Genomic DNA, 21,230 nt, shown 5'->3' on the forward strand with positions numbered 1-21,230 from the left:
TGATTGAAAGGACCTTCATGGCAAGGAATTTCGTGTCGTCGCCGAAGACCTATTACGCGATGGCCGCGTTCATGGCGTTCGACGCCGTGATCTACGCGATTCCGTTGCGGCTGGTCACCGAGGGGCTGGACGCCGTCAACTTTCCGCACCGCTATCGGTGGATCTTCCCGCCGATCAAAGCGGCGGCCGCGATCGGACTGTGCTCGGTGGCGCGGTTCCCGGCGTTGGCGCGCCTGACGACGGTGATGCTCACCATCTACTTCGCGTTGGCCGTCGGGTCGCATGCCCGCGCCCGCGACCTGGGTAGCGGTGCGGCCTCCGCCAGCACGCTGCTCGCCCTATTCGCGGCGATGGCGGCCACCAGGCCGCACGGGCGATAGCGTCCTATCCGTGCGAGCAGCAATGGCGCGGTCTTCGGGCGGCCCCGAGGTGGTCACCGTCGAAGACGTCGATGAGCCGGAACTGCGTCCGGGCACCGCCCGCGTCGCGGTCCATTCGGCAGCGGTCAACTTTCCCGACCTGCTGGTGCTGGCCGGTAAATACCAGGCGAGCGTGCTGCCGCCCTACACACCGGGGTGCGAGTTTTCGGGCCGGGTCCTCGAAATCGCGGATGACGTGGCTTCGGTACGGCCGGGCGACGTGGTCTTCGGTCTGGCCACCCACGGCGCGTTCGCCGAACGAGTCGTGATCGACGCCGGTCGCCTGACGCCCATCCCGACGGCAGTCGACGTCGACATGCGACAACTCGCCGCGTTCGGCGTCACCTACACGACCGCCTACCACGCCCTGCATACCTTCGCCGAGGTGCGGCCCGGCGAGCACGTCACCGTACTGGGCGCCAGCGGCGGGTTGGGTTTGGCTGCCGTGGACATCGCGCTGGCGCTGGGGGCCCGCCCGATCGCGGTTGGCGGCTCGCCGGCCAAGCTCGCCATCGCGCTCGAACGCGGCGCGGTCGCCGCGGTGGACTACACCAGCGACGATGTGAAATCCCGGCTCAACGCGCTCACCGACGGCGGCGCTTCGGTAGTGATCGATCCCGTCGGAGGACCCTACGCCGAGCAGGCGCTGCGGGCGATGCGATGGGGCGGTCGTTACGTTGTGCTGGGATTCGCCGCGGGTGAAATCCCCCGCATTCCGCTGAACCTTGTTCTGCTCAAAGGTATTTCGGTGATGGGATTCGAGAATCGCACGATTCTCGATCACCTGCCCGATCTCGCCGCGGCACATCGGGCCGAAGTGCTTCAGCTGCTCCTCGACGGTCGCGTGCGTCCGCACATCGGAAGCGTCTATCCGCTCGACGACATCGTCTCGGCGTTGAACCAACTCGCGAAGCGACGAGCGGTCGGGAAAGTTCTTGTCAGCGTGGGCGACGGCGACTCCTAGTCCACCCCGGCGATACCGATTGGCGATCAGCGCACGGTGTTGCGCACCGAGCCGAGCTTCTCGACCGTCGCCTCGACCACCTGGCCGCGTTGCAGGTAGCGGCCGTCTTCGTGCGCGACGCCGGCCGGTGTCCCGGTGAACAGCACATCACCGGGGGCCAACCGACTGCGTTGCGCCACGTACTCGATCAGCTCTCCCGGGCCCCACACCAGCGACGAGGTTCGATCCTGTTGCCGCACCTCACCATCGACGGTCAGGGTGAGCTCCAAATCCGGATCGTCGTCACCGAACTCGTCGCGGGTGACGATCCAGGGACCGAGCGCACTGGTGTCGTCGAGCCCCTTGCCGGAGAAGATGTCCATACCGGTCACCGACCCGCCGAACTGCAGATCCCGCGCCGAGACGTCGTTGCCCACGCAGTAGCCGAGAATGCCCGCCACACCGGAATCTCCGGCCCGCAGCTGCTTCCCGACGATGACGACCAATTCGACCTCGTAGTCGAGTTGCGAGGTGAGCGGCGGGTAGACGATCTCGTCGAACGGGCCGATCAGCGACTCGTAGGGCTTCAGGAAGGCCGCCGGCTTGTCCGGCATTTTCAAGCCGAGGCCCGCAACGTGTTTGGCGTAGGTGGCCCCGGCCGCCACCACCTTGGCTCCCGGATCCGCCGGCATCAGCAGAGACACCGAATCCAGATCGACGCTGCGGCCCGTCAACGGTGGCGTCGCCGTGAAGTCGGCCACCAGGTCCGGCCCCCAATCCCGCAGCGGCCCCTCGATGAGGTCGACGGCACCGTCCCTGAGCACAGCCCAGGACGGCTGCCCGTCGACGTCGACTCGTGCAATCCTCATACGTGACTCGCCTTTCGGTCAGGGTGAAGCAGCTCTCGTAGATCGGTAGAGGTATCGGCCAAGGCGCAGCGATCAGGCCGCAGGCCGAGTCCGATGGCGGCGCGCGCAACCCGCACGTCGTCGGCGCAGTTGACGCCGACCGCGGCCATCAGCACACCGTCACGCAACAGCATCGCCGAAAACTCGGCCGACTCCGGATCGCCACGAAACACCACCTCGTCGGTGGGCAACGGACGACCCGTGACCTGAAGGTTGATGTCGTACTGATCCGACCACACCCACGGCACCTCGGCGAACATCTCGTGATCTGCGCTGTCGGTGGCCGCGATGTTGTGGGCGGCGATCGCGCTCTGATGCTGGGCGTTCTGCCAGTGCTCGACGCGAACCCGTTGGGCCAGAATCGGATTGGGATGGTTGGCGATATCACCGGCAGCGAACACGTCCGGGCCACTGGTGCGGCAGTACTCGTCCACGAGGATACCGTTGTCGACGGCCAGACCCGCCGCCGTCGCCAACGTCAAATCCGGCAGCAGGCCGATTGCGACCACGACGGCGTCGGACTCGAACACCGCTCCGTCGGACAGTCGAGTGACGACTCCTCCGGAGCCGGGCACCACCTCGCTTACCGTGGAGTTGACACGGATGTCGACGCCGTGCGCGGCGTGCATCCGGCCATAGATCTCGCCCAACGCGGCGGGCAGCCCGCGACCCAATGGCACGCCGGTTGCTTCGAGCGCTGTCACCTGCGTCCCCAACGTCGCTGCGCTGGCGGCCAATTCCGCCCCGACGAACCCCGCGCCGACCAGCAACAGCCGCTTACCCGGACCCACATGTTCGCGGATGGCCAGCGCGTCGTCGATGGTCCGCAGCACATGGACCCCGTCCACCGGTCTCTGTTCGGGTAGGACGCGCGCCCGCCCCCCGGTGGCCAACAACAACGCGTCATATCCGATCGGTTCGCCGTCGCTGAGCACGACGCGGTGCGCGGCCACGTCGACTTCGGTGACCGCCCTGCCCAGCACGAACTCCACCTCGCGCTTCTCCCACAGCGCCGCCGGGCGCAGATGGGTCCTGGGGATGTCGAATTCCCCGCGTATCAGCTGCTTCGACAGCGGCGGGCGCGAATACGGGGGGTGCTTCTCGTCTCCGACGAGAATCACCCGGCCGTCAAAACCCTTCGAGCGAAGGGTCAGTGCCGCCGTGCCGCCGGCCAAACCGGCCCCGACGACCACCACTGTGCGTGTCAAAACTGCACCTCGGATCCATGTGTGCAAATAGGACAAAATATGACTATAGTGTCTCATATCACGCCGGAGAAGGGGCATTAAGAGGACCCAATGAGCGATACCAGCGACATCACCACCGCCCACTTGGTCGAGATCGATCGCAACAAGTGCTGCGGCTACGGGATATGCGTCGAGTTGTGTCCGGAGGTGTTCGCACTGGACGAGAACGGCTTCGTCGTACTCAACATGACCGAGATTCCCGACGAACTGCTGGCGACGGCGGAAGACGCCGCCTACTCCTGCCCGGAAGAGGTCATCACGGTCCATCGGTCCGGCGAGCCCGCGGAGTAAACACCAAGCCATCCGCACGGGCTGTTCGGCCCATGCGTCGTCACCCCATCTCACGAAGCGAAGGGCTAGGTAGTTGAGCAGAACGGATGAACTTGCCGGGACAGTCTCGATAGTGACCGGCGCCGCCGGCGGTATCGGGTCGGCCACCGTGAAGACGTTGCTGGAACTGGGCTCCACCGTGGTGGCCGCGGATCTGCCGGGCACCGACTTCGCCCGGTTGCGCGAGTCGGTGGGATCCGATCGCGGCCGGTTGGATACCCAAGAAGTCGACATCAGCTCCGAAGACAGTGTGGTCGCCCTGCTGGGATCGGTGAAGTCAAACCACGGACGCCTCGACGTGTTGGACAACAACGCGGGTCTGACCAACAAGGCGGCATTCGATTTCGATGTGGTCAACATGGACGTCGCCATGTGGGACGAGATGCAGTCGGTCAACGTGCGCGGCACCATGCTGATGTGCAAACACGCCGTCCCTTTGTTGATCGAGTCCGGCGGCGGGTCGATCATCAACATCTCCAGCGACCAGGCACTGTCCGGGGACAGCATGACGGTTGCCTACGGCACTTCCAAGGCCGGTGTCAACGGGCTGTCTCGGTTTGTCGCCGCCGCATACGGCAAGCACTCGATCCGCTGCAACGTCGTCTCCCCGGGTTTGATCACCAGCGAGACCATGCTGGCCACCATGCCCGAACAGATCCAGCAGATTTTCATCGACAACTGCCTGATCCCCCGGCTCGGTAACCCCGCTGACATCGCCGAGGCGGTGGCGTTCCTGGCCTCCCCGCGGTCGAGTTACATCACCGGCCAGGTGCTGCAGGTCGACGGCGGCGTGCTGGCGCACCTTCCCACCATGGCGGCGATCAACGCGCTGTTCGCCCAGGCGGAGCAGTGACCGACGGCGCACCGCTTCCGTTGGCCGGCATCACCGTGGTGGAGGCCGCCGCCTGGACGTTCGTGCCCTCCGCCGGCGCCGTGCTGGCCGACTGGGGCGCCGACGTGATCAAGATCGAACACCCGGAAACCGGCGACCCGCAACGCGGGCTGATCAGCTCCGGCCTGGTGACCGGGGATGTCGGCGGCGCGAATTATCTGATCGAGCAGCCCAACCGCGGCAAGCGCAGCGTCGGTATCGACCTGGCCAGCACCGAAGGTCGCGCCGCGCTGGACCGTCTGCTGGAGAGCGCGGATGTCTTCGTCACGAGTTTCCTGCCCCGAGTGCGGGAGAAACTCGGCGTGGACCCGCAGACGATCCGGGCCCGCCATCCCCACCTGGTGTACGCCCTGGGCAGCGGTCAGGGCACCCGGGGTGATGAGGCGAGCAAAGGAGGTTACGACGGCTCATCCTACTTCGCCCGGTCCGGAATCGCCGACGCACTCACTCCGCACGACTCCCCCCACCTGGTCGATCAGCCGTCGGGCTTCGGTGACCTGATGGGCGGACTCACCCTCGCCGGTGGCATCTCCGCCGCACTGCTGGCGCGCGAGCGCGGCCGGCAACCGCCCGTCGTGGACGTTTCCCTGCTCGGCCTCGGGTTGTGGAACCTCGGCTTCCCGGTGGTCGCCGCCAAACTGTATGAAGGTAAAGCGATACCCGCGCACGATCCGGACAACTTGCCCAATCCCATTGCGCGCGCCTACTACCGAACCGCCGACAATCGGCATCTGACACTGATCATGCTGGAATCCGACCGATTCTGGCCCGATCTCTGTGAGCACTTGGAGCGGCCCGACCTGATCGTCGACCCGCGGTTTCACGACGCGCAGGCACGCCGGACCAACAATCGCGAATGCATCGCTGTGCTGCGCGAGGTCTTCGCCGGGCGCACCCTCGACGACTGGAGTCAGCGGTTGCGCACCCTCAAGGGGGTGTGGTCACCGGTGCGCACCGCACTGGAAACGCACGCCGATCCGCAGGTGCTGGCCAATGGTTATCTGCCGACGATCGTCACGGCCGAGGGTGTCGAGTTGGCCGTCGTCGCCAATCCGGTTCGGTTCGACGAGACCGCGGCAAACCCCCGCGGCGCCGCGCCCGCGCATGGTCAGCACACCGAGGAAGTTCTCCTCGGCGTCGGATTCGACTGGGACGACTTGGCCCGCCTGAAGGAAGGCGGAGCGATCACCTAGGCGACATATTGAACAGTTTTAGTCGCACGTGTACATTCATCTGGAGACCTAGCTCACAGCCCATTCGCCATTGCCTTCCGGAGGAGCGATGACCATCCTTGACCGTGAACTGCCCACCGCAACGGGCCCCGTGCTCGCCGACGGCACACCGCTGCGTGACCTGATCGACTACGAGAAACGCGAAGTGTCGATGCGGTTGCTCAGCGACCCGGAGGTCTTCCGCCTGGAGATGAAGAACCTGTTCGGCAGGACCTGGACCCTGCTGGGGCACGAATCCGAGATACCGCAACCCGGCGACTACATCATGCGGCAGATCGGGTTGGACCCGGTGATCGTGACCCGCGACCGCAAGATGGGCATCAACGTACTGCTGAACATCTGCAGCCACCGCGGGATGCAGATCTGTCGTTCCGAGGGAGGCAAGGGCGCCACCTTCAAGTGTCCCTACCACGGCTGGACGTTCAGCAACGAAGGCCGGTTCCTCGGCTCGCCGATCGCCAAGGAGGAGATGCACGGCCGAATCCTGCCCAAGGAAGAGCTCGGCCTGCGCAAGGCCCGCGTCGATACCTACGCCGGCATGATCTTCGCCAACTGGGATGAGAACGCCGAATCCCTCGAGGAGTTCCTCGGCGATATCAAGTTCTACACCGATCTGATGTTCGACCGCAGCGAGGGCGGACTCGAAGTCCTGGGCCCCCCACAGCGTTTCGTGATCCGGGCGAACTGGAAATGCGCCGGTGAGCAGCACTCCGGGGATGGCTACCACAACCTCACCCTGCACTACTCCCTGCAGGAACTGGAGATGATGGCCGGCGGTGAGGACAAACCGACCGCTATGGCCGGTGTCAACGTCAGTGCCAACGGTCACGGCTTGCGCTGCGTCGATCAGACCGAGCCTTTTATCAACCTGATGAAAGACAAAGGGTTGGAAAACATGTCCGTGGTGGAAAGACTCACCATGCAGCCGCCACCGGGCATGACCGCCGACCACATTCCGTTCCTGCAGCAGCGGTTCGGCGAAGCCGAGCTACGCCTGCTGGCCGATTGTCCACCCTGTGTCGGTGGTCTGTTTCCGAACGTCGGCTGCTTCTCGTTGAACATGCCGATGCCGGACGGGATGTCGTCGCTGATCTCCTGGCACGCGTTCGTGCCACTGGCCCCGGGCGAATTCGAGTTCTACAACTGGTTCCTGGTGGAGAAGGGTGCGGCGCCGGAACTCCGCGAACGGATGAGCAACACTTCGAATCTGTCCTTCGGGGTGAGCGGATTCGTGGAGACGGACGACGCCGACACCTGGCCGCAGATGACTCGGATGTCCGAGGGCTACATGGGTTCTCAACAAAAAATTCGCTATCACGCTTTCTCCGGTGAGCGCGTCCCCGAGGGCTGGCCCGGTGGCGGACATGTCTACGACGGTTTCGGCAAGGACGACAACCAGTGGAACTGGTGGCTCACCTACTTCGACAAGATGCTGAAGGACACCTGATGACAACTACTGAACCCACGACGCCAGACGCTCCCATCGCCGAAGTGCCCCAGCAACGGGTGCATTTCGGTGAACCGGAACATTTCGAGATCGTCGAGTTTCTCGAAGACGAGGCATACCTGCTGGATTCGGGAAAACTGCTCGAGTGGGTCGGTTTGATGACCCCCGACCTGCGCTACCGGATGCCGGTACGGTCGACTCGCGATCTGGTGGACGGCTCGGAATTCTCCGATGGCATGTTCATGTTCGACGAGACGATTCTGACGCTGGGAATCAAGGCCACCCGGCTGGCCGCAACTATGAGCGCGTGGGCTGAGAAACCACCGTCGCGCACCCGCCGGCACGTCACCAACATTCGGGTATTCCGAGCCGGAGATGACGAGTACGAGGTGACCAGTTCACTGCTGTTGCTGCGTAACAGGTACCAGGAACACAACTTCGAGATCGTCTCGGCGCGTCGCGTCGACCGTATCCGACGTCAGGATGGCGTGTTGAAGATCGCCAAGCGCACCATCTATTCCGACCAGGCCACGCTCGGCACGCAAAATCTCGCCATATTTCTATGACGCCAACCACTCCGACGCTCACACCTGGAACCCGATTGATGAGCACACATTGTTCCACCCAAGTGATCGTGGTGCGGGCACCTCGTACGCCGGTGCAAATGAATTGCGGCCAGGTACCGATGAAGATCCTTGGTGACACCGAGCCACGGAATTTGAATGTCACCTCATCCGGTTCGGAGGGCGTGGAGACCGGAAAGCGTTACTGTGACCCAGAATCCGGCCTGGAGGTGCTGTGCATCCAAGCCGGGGCCGGGCCGCTGGCCGTAGACGGTCGACAACTCAGGGTCAATCACGCAGCCACATTGCCGTCATCTGACTAATCACAGGAGGCAGGATCGTGAAAATCAGCACGCTGGGATACCTCGGATTCGAGTCCCCTGATGCCAAGGAGTGGGAATCGTTCGGGCCAGAGATTTTCGGACTCGGACTGAACGATCCGGGCCCGGACGGCACTGTCTACCTGCGGATGGATGATCGCCACCACCGCATCGCCATACACCCTGGGCCGGAGAACCGGCTCGCCTACATCGGCTGGGAGTTACGCGACCGCAAGGCATTCCGTGACGCTGCCGCTGAGCTGGACGCTAAAGGCTACCCCTACGAGCTGGCCACCGCCGAAGAATGCGCCGAGCGGACCGTGACGGGCATCATTAGGCTGCGCGACCCGCACGAATTCGTCCACGAACTGTTCTACGCCGCGACCTTCACCGCGGGGTCGTTCCTGCCGGGCAAGCCGCACCACGGATTCGTCGCCGGGGCCGAGGGGGTCGGCCACGTCGTGATGGTGGTCCCCGAGTGGGGCGACGACATGGACAACTTCATCAACGACATCTTGGGAATGGAACTGTTCGCCGGCTATCTCACGCCGACCCCGGACGGGGGCGTGTTCGGTCCGCAGTTCTTCCGGTGCAACTCCCGCAGCCACGTACTCGGCTACGTCACGATCCCCGGCCTGCGCGGTGTGCAGCACATCGCGATCGAGGGCAAGAGCCTCGACGACGTGGGCAAGGCATATGACCTGGTACAGGAACGCGACATGCAGATCACCATGACCCTTGGTCGCCACATGATGGACACACTGGTGTCGTTCTACATGCGCTCCCCCACCGGGTTCGACATCGAATTCGGCGCCGGCGGCGTGGTTCTCGACGACGAGACGTTCGTCCAGGAGAAGCCGTCGACAGCCGAGGTGTGGGGCCACAAGTTCGTCGCTGAGGGCTGGGCTCCGACCGTCAGACCGGTCACCGCGCCAGGCTAGGAATCCTTAGAAGGCTTGAAATCCCCTAGAAAGGTAACGCTACTTATGATCATTGATTTGCACGCTCACCACATCCAACCGAAAATGCTGGACTTCGACCCGTTCTGGGGTCCGCGGTTCGCCCCCGACGCCCAGGGACAGCAGCGCATGACGATCGGCAAATGGCAGCTGACATTGGGCACGAAAGAGGCCAGCGAGGCCCACAAGTCCGGCGAGGACTCGTCGCCGATGGAATGGATGAAGGCGCCGAACCGGCTCAAGCAGATGGACGAACGCGGCATCGACAAGGCGGTGGTCTCAGTCCCCGCACACGCGTTCATGTACCACACCGGTGATTTCGGTACCAAGTGGTGCCGGATGGTCAACGACGAGTTCGCGCAGTACTGCGCAGAGGCGCCGGACCGGTTGTACTGGTGGGCTCCGCTACCCCTGCAGAATCCTGACGAGGCGGTCAAAGAACTTGACCGGGCAGTCAAACTCGGCGCCCGCGGTGTCAACACCGGTGGCGTCAACCTCGGCGGGCATGAATTCCACGACGAGGCGCTGCTGCCGGTGTGGAAGCGGTGTGCCGAACTCAATGTGCCGGTCTACGTCCACGGTTACAACCAATCGGTCGGTTGGGAGGACCCGTCCAAGGACCAGTTCGAGACCACATCGATCGTCGGCTTCTGCTACGACGAGACGGTGGCGTTCTGGAACCTGATCTGCGGCGGCGTCCTGGACAAGGTGCCCGACCTGACCGTGTGCATCACCCACGGCGGTGGATTCGCGCCGTACCAGATCGGCCGCTTCGACGCGACCGCCGGCAACCTGTCCGACGGGCTGAACAAGAAGCCGTTCCTGAGCTATCTGGAGAACTTCTACTTCGATCCGCTGGTCCATGACCCGATCATGCGTCAGGCCGTCATCGACTCGGTCGGCGCGGATCGTCTGCTGTACGGAACCAACTTCAACGGCAGCGATCAGATCCGCGGGTACCTGCTCGAGGGCATGAAGGTCTCCGACGCCGATACGGCCAAGATCTGTTACCAGAACGCGTCCTCGCTGCTGGACATCACGGTCTAAGGAGCCGAGATGACGGACTTTCTGCTGTCGGCCGACCTGATGGTCCCCGACCCCGACGGCCATACCAAGCTGCTCGTCGAGCGGCTCGGCATTCTGGAACATCCCAACTGGCGTCAGGGCTTCGCCACCCACGGCTACATTGCACACTTTCTTCGGGTACACAAGTCACTGGCGGTGGCGCCTACTCGGCTTGAACCGCAACATCATTGGGAGGTAGAGAAGCCAGTCGATCCGATCTTCTCGGATTACCTGGACAGCCTGCACGAGTTTCAAGGCCGGTTCCGTCCGATCAAGACGCATTCCTGCGTGATCGCCACCGACGGTATCGAGGAACTGATCGAGAAGCTGCACCGGCGCCGGTTGCCCTTCCGAATCGCGCCGATCGACGATCGGCTGGCCTGGGAACGACTGTGGGTGGGGACCACACCCGAGCAGCCGAGGTACCGGCCGGTGGTCGATGGTGGGCTGTGTTTGGAGTGGCATCCCATCGCGCCGTTGCAGATGCCGCCGGAGACATTCGGTGCGACCACGCCGCAGCCACGTGATCCGCAACCGGGCCAGATGGTTCGGATCGTCAACCGGAGTTTTCTGGTTCGCGACCTCGACGAGACGCTGCGGTTGTTGGACACCAACCTGGACATCGTCGCGTCCGGTCCGGTCGAGCTCTTTGAGCGCGAGGGGTATCGGCGGGCCAGGATCAGGTTCACCGTCGGCCACAGTGCGACGCTGGACCTCATCGAGCCGGTGCGGTGGAACTGCGAAACCGGCCGCTACCTGGCGACGTGGGGGCCGGGTCCCTACTACATTCGGATCGCGGTCAACGGGCTGGACGCCAAGGCCGCCGACCTGCAGGCCCGACAGACCCGCTACACCCGCGTAGACGACAGCGAAGCCGTCGGCGGTTCCTATCTGCAGGTCGATCCGGGGGAGCTCGATGGGACGCTGATCGAGTTCGTCGAAGCCTGAGTATGTCCGATCCGCTGATCGCGCCGGTCCCCGATGCCGAGCTGTCGCCCGATCTCGCGGCGGCCATCACCGGGGCCGTGCGCGACGGCGCATTATCATCTACCGTCCTGCCACGGATCTGGGCACGGCGCCCCGAACTCGCACAGGCCCAAATCGCATTACATCGGCGGTTCTACGACAGCTCCGTCCTGCCCGGACGGCTGCTGGAGTTGGTGCGACTGCGGATCGCGGCGATCAACCAGTGCGAGGTCTGCCAGACATCGCGTAAATCGGCGGATGTCAGCGAGGAGGACATCGCCTGCCTGGCGGGTGACGACCCCCGATTCAGCCCGGCCGAACGGGCCGCGCTTGCGTTCGCCGAGGCGTTCGCGACCGACCATCTTTCTCTCGGACCCGCGGACTTCGACCGCTTGGGCGATCACTTCAACACCGACGAGATCGTGGAAATCGCCATGTTCGCGGCCCAGATGGTGGGCAGTGGCCGCTTGGCCTACGCGCTGCGGGCGTTTGAGAGCCGCCCGTGAGCATCGACGTCCACGCCCACGTTTTCATCCCGCACTACCACCAACTGCTTGCGGGTATGGGAATCGTCATCCCCGGCTATACCGCCGACGGCGGCGCCTCAGCGCCCGGCGACGACGCGGTCACCGACGGTGCAGAAGCGCTGCAGCGACGGATCGCCCTGATGGATGATGCCGGCGTCGAACGCCAGCTCTTGTCGGCGGTGTTCGCCCCCTACGCCGGCAACGAGGCGGATGCCGTGGCCGCCGCCCGTTGCGTCAACGACGCGCACGCGGCTGCGGTGCGCCGGCACCCGCGGCGTCTGGGCGCTTACGCGGCGTTGCCGTTGCCGCACCTGGATGCGTCGATCGCCGAGCTGGAACGCTGCCTCGACGAGCTCGGCATGGTCGGGGTCGCCCTGCACTGTGCGTGCCTCGGCGAGTCGGTGGTGGCGGAACGGTTCGACCCGCTCTACGAGGAACTGAACCGGCGGCGGGCGGTGCTGTTTTACCACCCCTGCGTCAACGGCTTGTGTTCCGGGCTGCTCACCGACTGGGGACTGGCGCCCACCGCCGGGGCGGTGTTCGAGGACACCACCGTTGCGCTGCACTTGATTCTGCGACGGATCCCACAGCGGTTCCCGGACATCACCATCATCATTCCGCATCTCGGCGGCGCACTGCCGATGATGCTCAACCGGCTGGACAATCAGCTGCCGCTGTCCTGCCCGGACCTGCCCGAGCGGCCGAGCCGCACGGCCCGACGATTCTTCTACGACACCGTGGGGCACGGCTCAGCGGCCGCATTGCGTTGCGCCGTCGATGCATTCGGCGCCGACCGGATCTTGCTCGGCAGTGACTACCCGGTGTTATTGGCGTTTGAAAGCTATCGCGACACCGCGAACTACCCACGGACACACGACGTTGCGGCAACGGTGCTGTCCGAGATCATCGACCGCAACGCCGCGCAGATATTCGGCTGACACTCCGACGGGAAGGCACACATGCGGATCGGCAGATTCAGCGCTGGCAACGAGTGGTTCTGGGGGCTCATCGACCCCGATGCCGACACCGTGCGGCGGATTGCCGGTGACATCGGCAGCTGGGCCGCAATTGCCGCAGCCGAGGATCTCAAACGGATGCCGCTGAGCACAGACGCGGAGTTGCTCGCTGATCTTCGGCTGCTCGCCCCCCTCGATCCAGGAGGTCGGGTGTTCGGTGTCGGCGCGAACTACCTCGCGCACCTGCAACGTTTAGGCGTCAGCGAACCACCGCCGCACCCGACCGCGTTCATGAAGCCGAATTCGGCGATCATCGGGCCGAACGACGAAATCCGATACCCTGCGACCACCGCACAATTGGACTACGAGGTTGAACTCGTGATCGTCATGGGCGGGGGTGCCGCAGCACCGTTGCTGGGTTTCACCGTCGGTAACGACATCAGCGCCCGAGACGCCAAAGGGATCGTCGGACTTGACCTGTTCAGTATGAAATCGCTGGACCGCACCACCCCGATCGGGCCGTGGATCGTGACACCCGCGGAGCTGTCCGCCTCCCAGCAGCCAGAACTCGACATCATCTTGCGGGTCAACGGTGAACAGCGCCAACACGACAACACCCGGGCGATGGTGTGGCCGGTGCCCGAGTTGATCGCCTACGTTAACGAACGTGTCGAATTGCGCTGTGGTGACCTGTTGTTTACCGGGACCACCGCGGGTGTCGGGCTTGAGGACGGCCGATTTCTGCAACCGGGAGATGTCGTCGAGACGCAAATCGAGGGTATCGGGATACTCTGTAACACCGTGGGACCGCGCGATACCGCGGGACCGCGCGCAAGCTGAGCTGGCCGTTCCTGCCCGCACGAATGGCACAGATCACCCGGTCGACGTGGGCTTGATCATATCCGGGGCGTCGCGGTGCCCGATATTGATGCGGTGTAAGCCATACTTGAACACGTACGACGCCAATTGACCAGGCTGCCCCAGTCGGTCAGAAAGAGACGAAGTCCAATAGCGGCGCCATTCCGCGGCTGAGTGGCTTGCTAATGAGGTGAACTGGTAGATGGCCGGAATGGATCAGCGCTCGGACAAGACCGTGGAGAAGATCGTGGCTGGCACGATGAAGGCGATCACCCGGCAAGGAACGCAGAAGCTTTCGGTCAGTGACATCTGCGAATCCTCCGGTGTCGCCCGCGGCACCTTCTATCGCTACTTCACCAGCAAGGACGATGTGTTGGCCGCGTTGGGTCGGCACTTCGAAGGCGGGATCGCCGGCGCGTTCGCGGCTGCGATCGAGGTCAACCCCGACCCTGCGGACCGTGTCCAGGTGGTGTTGGACACCATCATCGCTTACCGCGCCGCCGGCGGTGATTTCGTCCGGATGCTGGACGTCGCCCCCGATTTCACGTTGTGGTTCATTCGGGAAACCTTCCCCACGCTTGCCGAGACGGTCACCGCGGCGTTGGGTCCAGCGGTGCAGGAATCGCCGCTGGTGGTCAGCGGGGCGTTGACGACGCGTCAGCTCGGTGAGCTGTTCTTGCGCAGCGTCATGTCCATGCTGTTTCTGCCGGAGGGCCGCTCCGACGAGGTGCCCGCGATGGTGAGCTCATTGTTTCGGGTCGCGCTACCGGGTGCGGGCTCGCAGCGGCGCAAGCGGCGGCCGCGTCCGAAGGCCAGCTGAGCAACCGCGCTGTTGGCCAGCGGGGAGTAGGTTCTCAAATTCGGTGTCATATCGCGTAGCTGTGACCTGTGGTGATGCCGGTCGTCTCCCGTGATGTCATCGGGGTTCTGCCTCAGATTCGTGTCTCTGCAGGATCGAGGATTGCGCTGAGACAGGCGACCTGGCCGGTTTCAAAATCAAAGTCGACCGCAAGATCGGCAGCACACGCGGGCTGTTTCTCGATGGCCGGCCGCGACGAAAAAAAGCTGGCCCACCTTCGCCGGGTATCGCAGGCAGTTGGCCCCACCCCCGAATGCCCCCACGCCTTGCCGCCGTCACAACTTATGACCGCAGTTCGTAGTCGTCGGGATTTGGACGGTTGGTCCACTTCCAATAGTCGACGATGCGCGAGCCATACAGTGTCGGAACACTTCCCGCCGAGTTCTTGTAGTAACTGATCACCGCCGGATGGGTGTACACCATCGTTTTGAGTCGTTCCTGGTTGCGGCGGTTGTACTGGTCGCAGGCCTCGGCGCGGACCGTTGCCGAGCGGGCACCGCCGGCGAGCACCATGTCGATGCAGCCCAGGATGTAGCGCATCTGGCATTCGGAGTTGTAGATGATGCTGGCGCCGTTCACGGCGTTGGTGCCCGGACCGAACATGCAGTAGAAGTTCGGGAAGCCGGGAACGGTGATGCCCAGGTAGGCATAGGCGGCCTCGCCCCACGCGGCGTTCAGTTCGAGCCCGTCGAGCCCGCAGACGTTGATGGGCCCGAGCTGGTGGTTGACGTCGAATCCGGTCGCCCAGATCAGCACCTCGGCGGGCCGGTGCACACCGTCGACCGTGGTGACACCGTCGCGGGTGATCCGCGCGATGCTGTCGGAGATCAGGTCGACGTCGTCACGTTGCAGCGTCTGGAGCCAAGTTCCGTTGTCTTGCAACGTGCGTTTGCCCATCGGGGGGTAGTCCGGGGTGACCTTGGTCAACAGCTCCTCGTCGTCGGTGAAGGCGCGCATCCACGCGATGAACAACTCCCGTATTGCCTGGTTGGCCTCGCTACAGGACTTGCCGCCGCTGTCCCAGTCCGGATCGATTCTCACCGCGTCCTGGACGGCGTCGGTCAGTGGCCACCACGACACGAATCGAAGCCACCGTCCGTAGTACGGCAGATGGCGTATCGCCCACCGGGCGCCGTCGGGAATTGGTTCGTGGTAGGCGACGTTGGGAGCCATCCACTGCGGGGTGCGCTGATAGACGTCGACCTGCTCGGTGACATCTGCGATGGCGGGAACGAGCTGGAATCCACTGGCGCCCGCACCGATCACCGCCACGCGCTTGCCCGCCAGCTCGACGTCATCCCGCCAGCACGCGGTGTGAAACGACGGGCCGTTGAAATCGTTGCCGCCCTCGATGTTCGGAATTACCGCGTTGCTGAACTGGCCAACCGCACAGATCAGGGCACGGGCAGTCACCGCCTCGGCACGCCCGTCGGCCGCGCGGATCGACACCTGCCAGGTAGCCGAGTCGTCGTCCCAGATCGCGCTGGTCACCTCGGTGTTGAAGCGCACGTGTGGGGCGATGTCGTGACGGTTCATGACGTCGGTGAGGTATTGCAAGATCTCGGGCTGCTCGGAGTAGTAGTGGGTCCAGTGGTCTGTCGGTTCGAACGAGTACGAGTAGTACTGGTTGGCGATGTCGACGCGACAACCGGGATAGCGGTTGGCCAGCCAGGTACCCCCGACACCGGACTGCTTCTCCACGATCGTGAACGGCACGCCGCCCTGCTTGAGCTTGATTCCCGCCAGCAGCCCGGCCTCGCCGCAACCGATCACGACAACCGGGAATCCGCTGCGCTGCCCCGGAGTCGACTGCAGCGTCGGACCGCACTGGTCGGCGTCGCTGAGTCGCAAGTCCGCCGCGACATAGTCGAGGTACTCGTCGGTGACCTGCCCCGCCGACATCACGTCGAGCATCACGCGCATCTGTTGGCCGTCCGGGACGAACGGCGGCGGGCAGCCGCGGTCCCGATAGTCACACACCACATCGAACGCCCGGTCACGCACCGCCTGCTTGTCGGCTTCGCTCATGCCGCCCTGCAGGTCCATGGCGATCAGCATGAATGGACCGGGAAGCTCCTCGAGCAGCGCCAGATCACCGGTCATGTGGACCATCGACATCAACAACGCCGGAACACTCGCCTGCGCGATCGCCACGCGGATGACGTCGTCGGAGTCGTCGAACGCCAGACCGACCAAGCGGGCGAGATCCGTCGGAGTGTCGGTGGGGTTGCGGCTCGCCGTCGAAGGACGCATAGGGACACCATACATATTGCTCGTAGTGTATGGCCGATATCGGAGCGATCTAAAGTTCGACCGTTTGGCGACCAAACATGACACTGTATGTGTATGGTCGGAAGAGTTCGCCGATCCCCGCCCGAGCGGGCACGCGTGACCGGCGGGCGACGGCTGAAAGAGCTCGTGGACCGATGCAGAGGTTGGCCCATGGTCAGATCCCCGCACGATCAGAACCGGCACGCCGGCGACGTCGCGGGTGCGCGCGTTTCTCAATGCGTGCTCCCACCGCGGAGCCAGCGTGGCGTCCGGCGCGGGTTGCACGAAGCGCTTCACCTGCGGGTATCACTCCTGGTCGTACGACACGCAGGGTGCGCTGGCGAGCCTTCCGGCCAAGAACATGTTCGACGGCCTCGGCAAGGCCGAGCTCGGACTGCAGCCGCTGCCGGTGAGCGACGCGCCCGGGCTGATCGTCGTCGGCCTGCGTCCACATGTCGAGGTGTCCGGCTGGCTCGATTCCGTCCAGCCCGCGCTGGCCGACTGCCGCTTCGACGCGGTGATACCCATCGCTGACAGCACCGTCGCGGTGGCGGCGAATTGGAAGCTCAGCGTCGACGTCAACTTCGAGGGCTACCATTTCCCCGCCGTCCACACCACTACCCTGCACCCGGTCGCCACCGGCAACGCCTCATACGACCTGTACGGCCGGCACTGCCGCTGGGCCTTCCCGATGCGTCACCTCGAGGAACTCAAGGACCAGCCCGAGGAATCCTGGCCCGACTACTTCGTCGGCACCGTCGTGTACTTCTTCTACCCCAGTTGCGTCCTGGTCGAAGCCGCTGACACCAAGCAACTCCTGCGGATATACCCGGGCAACCACCGCGGCGAGTCGATCGTCGACATCGCCTACTCGGTGACTTCGGTCCCCACAGAGGAGGATCGCGCCAACCACCTGCTGTCCTTCCAGTTCGTCAAGGACCTGCTGTGCACAGAGGACTTCCCGATGGCCGAGCAATGCCAGCGCGGCTTGGCTGCCGGACGTGACCGTGTCGTCGTCGGCCGCAACGAACCGCTCCTGCAGCACCTGCACCAGGTATGGGCCGACGGCGCCGCCGATTCCGAATCCCACCTCGGCGACTGCCCAGACAAACCACACAACTCGATGTGCATGGTCAATACTCAGCGTGTCCATGCCGATTAGGTGCCGGCCAAGCAGGAGGTGGCGCAATGGAAACCTGCACCGCGGAGTTCGCGCGCCTGAGCGCCAAGATGGGCGGACTTGACTGCGACGCCAACCCCTTCATCACGCTGACGAACCCGTTGTCGCTGCAGCACTGGACGATGCCGGTAATCGAGCTGACCTTGGTCGCTGGTGCCATCGCCGCCCTGGCGCATGCATTACTGTGGCGCCGCTTGCACGGCGACGCCTCGAACCTGGTGATCTGGCTCGCCGGAGTATTCTGCCTCCTGCTGATCGAGCCCATCGCCTATTTTCCGCAGTGGTTCGGCCTGGAGAAGGCCATGGGGCTCACTTTCGTACACAACCAGTTCACCGTGCAATTTCTCTACGATCGACTCCCGCTGTACATCGTGGCCATGTACCCGTTTTTCAGCTACACCGCCTGGGTGCTCGTACAGCGCACCGGCATCTTCAAGCGCCACCACGCCGTGGTCGGCGCGTCGTGCGTGACTGTCGTCTTCTTCTCGCTCTACGAAGTGGTCGACATGGTCGGGCCACAATTCCGCTGGTGGGTATGGAATGAGAACCTGTCGACCTCGGTACCGACCCTGGGTCACGTCCCTTACGTGAACCTTCAGGCGTTCTCCATCGCGCTGCCGTTCGCCATGGCGCTGGTGACACTGTGGGTCAGCAAGCAGGGCCAGATCCGTGGGTGGATCGTCACCCGCAACGTCGTGCTGGTGTGCCTCCTGGTGTGGCCGATCCTGTTCCTGAGCTCTCTACCATCACTGCTGATGGCTGTGGCCGGGGTTCCCGTCCAGAACGCGCGCATCGTGGCGACGTGGCTGCTGATCAGCGCCGCCGGAATGGTTACCGCGATCGCGTTCATCGGATCCTGCCGGGCCCGCCGCGGCAACCCCGCGGGCGTGGATCGCGACTACTTCGGGCCGTTATTCGTTGGTATCTATCTCACCGTGGCCGCGGTGTGCTGGGTCGCGGCACTGCCCGACTACCTCAGTGCGAAGGATGGATTCACCGTCACCGGCAGCCGCACGGGATCTTTGCCATTCGCCATCACGACGGCCGCGGTAGTCATCGCGCTGACAGCAGGTGCGTATCTGCGGCCCACGGGCCCCGTCGGTGATGTGAAGCACGCGCAGGGGCCGGCCCCGGCCCGAACCTGAATGACGGCGACACTGTCGACGACGAGCGTCGTCAGGCGAGCGAGGCCTTCGCCGGCCGGTCGAAGAACGTGGTCATGTCCACGCCGCGCTCGTATTCGTCCATCCACACCGCGGCCCACTCCGGCAGCGGCTGTTCGGCCGGATTGTGATACGGGGCCTGCGAGGTGATGAGCCGCCCCACCATCAAGACCAGTTCCCGCGACGGCACGCCGTGAAATATGCGCGGCGGACCGACCTTTCGCGATGGACCAAGGAAGCAGGGCCGCAGCCGAGCCTTCACTTCGCCGAACGCCACGTCGGAGGTCATCGCCTTATGCGCGGAAAGTCCGCCTCGATCGGCAGCGGGCACGTGTCGATCGAAACCCCGCGCAATCGCCTCGACGACCGAGCGCACGTGCTTGGCGGTCGCCGGGACGTACTTGGTGCGAGTCCAGCGATTGGGAGTCAAGTGCTGACAAATGATCAGCCCGGAACTGCGGTGCTCGATCTCCTCGACGAAGTGCCACAAGATGAGCGACGCTATGCGCGGATCACCCCCGCCGAAGATCGAGTCGCGGTGGTCGAGAAAGATCTTGAACAGCGGAGTGAACGTTGCCTCGATGTTCGCGATGTAGGAGACGTGGAACTCGGTGCTACGCGTCGCGAGCAGTCCGTCGAACAGCTCCGCAGCCTCACGCGCAGTCTCCTTCAATCCCGGATACTGCTTGATCAGGGTGTTCATGTGCTTGCGGTGCGCCCACGAATGCTGCCCCTCCTGGCGCACGAAGGCCTCCATCTCATCTGCGACTACAGCGTCGGTGACCTGGCCCTTGGCATCCCGCAGCGCGCCGATGATGTACTGCTCGAACGGCACGGCGAAGAAGGTGAACACGTTGCCGAAGATCCCCGCCAGCGGATTGGCGGGCTGCCACTGAAACGGCACCGAGGTGTCGAACATCCACGGCATCCGCCGAACTACCAGGTCAGTCATGTGCACATCCCCTAGGTCGCGCCGGCCGATACGAGCATACACTTTATCTCCGTGTATGGTGTAACCCTGGTCGGCGGCGAATGAGAACGCGTAAGTCTTCACCATCCATTCGATGTCAGGCGTATGGTTGGCCGACTGCCTCGAACGCGACAAGTTGATGGACGACGCGGCCTACCGGCGGCGCTTCCGCAAGGCCTACGACCAGAAGTTCGGCATCCGGGTGTGGCACCGGGACTTCTTCGACGCGGAGATCACCGACTGCCTGGATCCGTCGGTGATCGGGAAGTCGTTCGGCCAGATCGGCATCGAACGCGGTGGCATCCACCCGGTCGACGCGTTCCTCGATCTCGTCCTCGAACACGGCACCGCGCTCCGCTGGTACACCACCATCTCCAACCACCGCCCGGACGTGCTCAAGAAGCTCGCCCAAGCGTCCTACATCCAGTTGGAATTTTCCGACGCCGGCGCCCACCTGCGCAACATGGCCTTCTACAACATGGGGCTGCGCCTGCTCAAGCACGTGCGCGACGCCGAACAGGCCGGCAAGCCGTTCATGAGCGTGGAACGGGCCGTGCACCGGCTCAGCGGCGAAATCGCCGACTGGTACGGAGTCGACGCCGGCCACCTCCGCATCGGCGACCGGGCGGACTTGTCGATCATCGTTCCCGAGCACCTCGACGCCTCGCTGGACGACTACGCCGAAGATCGGGTCGCGCAGTACGGCGGCTTGTTCCGCATGGTCAACCGCAACGACGACACCGTCACCGCGGTGTTCATCAGCGGCCAACCCGTCGTGTTGAACGGCAAGCCGACCGACATCCTGGGCAGGGTTCGCACCGGCAGCGTCGTTCGCGCGGGCCGGCGATCGCCAGCGGTCACCATCCATGCGCCGTCTCGAGCGGCGCTGTCGAGCACCAGCAAGACCGGCGGCTGAACAGCTCCAGCGTCGACGACGGTGTGGGGATACGAGTCTTGCGGGTAAAGGACGTTCATCCCGAGCTTCGAGCCATTGCCCGGACCCTGCCGCGAGGGTACGGGCTGGAGCGTGGATTAGCGATGTCGCGCGCCGCCATGCGACTCCTCGGTAACGTGGCCGCCGCCGCGATGCGGATGTCGTCTCGGTGACAACCGACGTCGGGCTGCGCCTACACCGCCCGACGCTGGTCGATCATC

The 21,230-nt window shown here is 64.2% G+C and carries 20 protein-coding genes and 1 pseudogene; 17 read left to right on the top strand and 4 right to left on the bottom strand.

Features of this window, described 5'->3' with window-relative positions; genetic code table 11:
* The first annotated feature begins 17 nt into the window (after positions 1 to 17).
* Entirely contained in the window at positions 18 to 380 is a 363-nt protein-coding gene (locus DQP56_RS01265) for a DoxX family protein (RefSeq protein WP_112683191.1), read from the top strand.
* A gap of 10 nt (positions 381 to 390) precedes the next feature.
* Entirely contained in the window at positions 391 to 1,383 is a 993-nt protein-coding gene (locus tag DQP56_RS01270) for an NADPH:quinone oxidoreductase family protein (protein ID WP_205868763.1), read from the top strand.
* A 26-nt stretch (positions 1,384 to 1,409) separates the two neighbouring features.
* Here DQP56_RS01270 and DQP56_RS01275 read toward each other — a convergent pair whose 3' ends face one another.
* Complete coding sequence (locus DQP56_RS01275) at positions 1,410 to 2,231, bottom strand: fumarylacetoacetate hydrolase family protein (RefSeq protein ID WP_112683193.1); 822 nt, start codon at positions 2,229 to 2,231, stop codon at positions 1,410 to 1,412.
* Positions 2,228 to 3,478 (bottom strand): NAD(P)/FAD-dependent oxidoreductase, encoded by a 1,251-nt coding sequence (locus tag DQP56_RS01280; RefSeq protein ID WP_162111645.1) that lies wholly within the window; start codon positions 3,476 to 3,478, stop codon positions 2,228 to 2,230. Before DQP56_RS01280 ends, DQP56_RS01275 begins: the two co-directional genes overlap by 4 nt.
* Positions 3,479 to 3,568: 90 nt before the next feature.
* Here DQP56_RS01280 and DQP56_RS01285 point away from each other — a divergent pair, with 90 nt between their 5' ends.
* The 12 genes from DQP56_RS01285 to DQP56_RS01340 all read left to right on the top strand — a co-directional run bounded on the left by DQP56_RS01285 (position 3,569) and on the right by DQP56_RS01340 (position 14,452).
* Positions 3,569 to 3,808, top strand: a complete 240-nt coding sequence (locus tag DQP56_RS01285) for a ferredoxin (protein ID WP_112683195.1) — start codon at positions 3,569 to 3,571, stop codon at positions 3,806 to 3,808.
* A 112-nt stretch (positions 3,809 to 3,920) separates the two neighbouring features.
* Complete coding sequence (locus DQP56_RS01290) at positions 3,921 to 4,700, top strand: SDR family NAD(P)-dependent oxidoreductase (RefSeq protein WP_205868764.1); 780 nt, start codon at positions 3,921 to 3,923, stop codon at positions 4,698 to 4,700.
* Positions 4,697 to 5,932, top strand: a complete 1,236-nt coding sequence (locus tag DQP56_RS01295) for a CaiB/BaiF CoA transferase family protein (RefSeq protein WP_234825437.1) — start codon at positions 4,697 to 4,699, stop codon at positions 5,930 to 5,932. The genes DQP56_RS01290 and DQP56_RS01295 overlap by 4 nt, the downstream gene beginning before the upstream one ends.
* Before the next feature lie 88 nt (positions 5,933 to 6,020).
* Complete coding sequence (locus tag DQP56_RS01300) at positions 6,021 to 7,418, top strand: aromatic ring-hydroxylating oxygenase subunit alpha (RefSeq protein ID WP_205868765.1); 1,398 nt, start codon at positions 6,021 to 6,023, stop codon at positions 7,416 to 7,418.
* A complete protein-coding gene (locus DQP56_RS01305; protein ID WP_112683197.1) occupies positions 7,418 to 7,984 on the top strand; it encodes an aromatic-ring-hydroxylating dioxygenase subunit beta in 567 nt (188 codons plus the stop codon). Before DQP56_RS01300 ends, DQP56_RS01305 begins: the two co-directional genes overlap by 1 nt.
* A 337-nt stretch (positions 7,985 to 8,321) precedes the next feature.
* A complete protein-coding gene (locus DQP56_RS01310; protein ID WP_112683198.1) occupies positions 8,322 to 9,242 on the top strand; it encodes a VOC family protein in 921 nt (306 codons plus the stop codon).
* 45 nt (positions 9,243 to 9,287) lie between these two features.
* On the top strand, positions 9,288 to 10,307 hold the full coding sequence (locus DQP56_RS01315; protein ID WP_112683199.1) for an amidohydrolase family protein: 1,020 nt from the start codon (positions 9,288 to 9,290) through the stop codon (positions 10,305 to 10,307).
* Between the two features lie 9 nt (positions 10,308 to 10,316).
* A complete protein-coding gene (locus DQP56_RS01320) occupies positions 10,317 to 11,273 on the top strand; it encodes a VOC family protein (protein WP_112683200.1) in 957 nt (318 codons plus the stop codon).
* Positions 11,274 to 11,275: 2 nt separating this feature from the next.
* Positions 11,276 to 11,797, top strand: a complete 522-nt coding sequence (locus tag DQP56_RS01325; protein WP_112683201.1) for a carboxymuconolactone decarboxylase family protein — start codon at positions 11,276 to 11,278, stop codon at positions 11,795 to 11,797.
* Positions 11,794 to 12,756 carry an amidohydrolase family protein gene (locus DQP56_RS01330; protein ID WP_112683202.1) on the top strand — a complete coding sequence of 321 codons (963 nt, stop codon included), beginning with the start codon at positions 11,794 to 11,796 and terminating at the stop codon, positions 12,754 to 12,756. The genes DQP56_RS01325 and DQP56_RS01330 overlap by 4 nt, the downstream gene beginning before the upstream one ends.
* A gap of 21 nt (positions 12,757 to 12,777) precedes the next feature.
* Positions 12,778 to 13,614, top strand: a complete 837-nt coding sequence (locus DQP56_RS01335) for a fumarylacetoacetate hydrolase family protein (protein ID WP_112683203.1) — start codon at positions 12,778 to 12,780, stop codon at positions 13,612 to 13,614.
* A gap of 220 nt (positions 13,615 to 13,834) precedes the next feature.
* Positions 13,835 to 14,452 (top strand): TetR/AcrR family transcriptional regulator, encoded by a 618-nt coding sequence (locus DQP56_RS01340; RefSeq protein WP_234825438.1) that lies wholly within the window; start codon positions 13,835 to 13,837, stop codon positions 14,450 to 14,452.
* A gap of 321 nt (positions 14,453 to 14,773) precedes the next feature.
* On the opposite strand, the gene DQP56_RS01345 is transcribed toward DQP56_RS01340, so the two are convergent.
* Complete coding sequence (locus DQP56_RS01345; protein ID WP_112683204.1) at positions 14,774 to 16,744, bottom strand: flavin-containing monooxygenase; 1,971 nt, start codon at positions 16,742 to 16,744, stop codon at positions 14,774 to 14,776.
* 238 nt (positions 16,745 to 16,982) lie between these two features.
* Here DQP56_RS01345 and DQP56_RS01350 point away from each other — a divergent pair, with 238 nt between their 5' ends.
* Positions 16,983 to 17,924: an SRPBCC family protein gene (locus DQP56_RS01350; protein ID WP_112683205.1), complete on the top strand. Its 942-nt coding sequence runs from the start codon at positions 16,983 to 16,985 to the stop codon at positions 17,922 to 17,924.
* Between the two features lie 26 nt (positions 17,925 to 17,950).
* On the top strand, positions 17,951 to 19,087 hold the full coding sequence (locus DQP56_RS01355) for a hypothetical protein (RefSeq protein WP_112683206.1): 1,137 nt from the start codon (positions 17,951 to 17,953) through the stop codon (positions 19,085 to 19,087).
* 31 nt (positions 19,088 to 19,118) lie between these two features.
* On the opposite strand, the gene DQP56_RS01360 is transcribed toward DQP56_RS01355, so the two are convergent.
* Complete coding sequence (locus DQP56_RS01360; RefSeq protein WP_112683320.1) at positions 19,119 to 20,057, bottom strand: metal-dependent hydrolase; 939 nt, start codon at positions 20,055 to 20,057, stop codon at positions 19,119 to 19,121.
* Positions 20,058 to 20,184: 127 nt separating this feature from the next.
* On the opposite strand from DQP56_RS01360, the pseudogene DQP56_RS01365 reads away from it, so the two are divergent.
* Positions 20,185 to 20,991: pseudogene (locus tag DQP56_RS01365) on the top strand (hypothetical protein); the annotation flags it as partial.
* Positions 20,992 to 21,230 lie beyond the last annotated feature (239 nt).

It is taken from the genome of Mycolicibacter senuensis, from assembly GCF_003284925.1.
Lineage (GTDB): Bacteria > Actinomycetota > Actinomycetes > Mycobacteriales > Mycobacteriaceae > Mycobacterium > Mycobacterium algericum_A.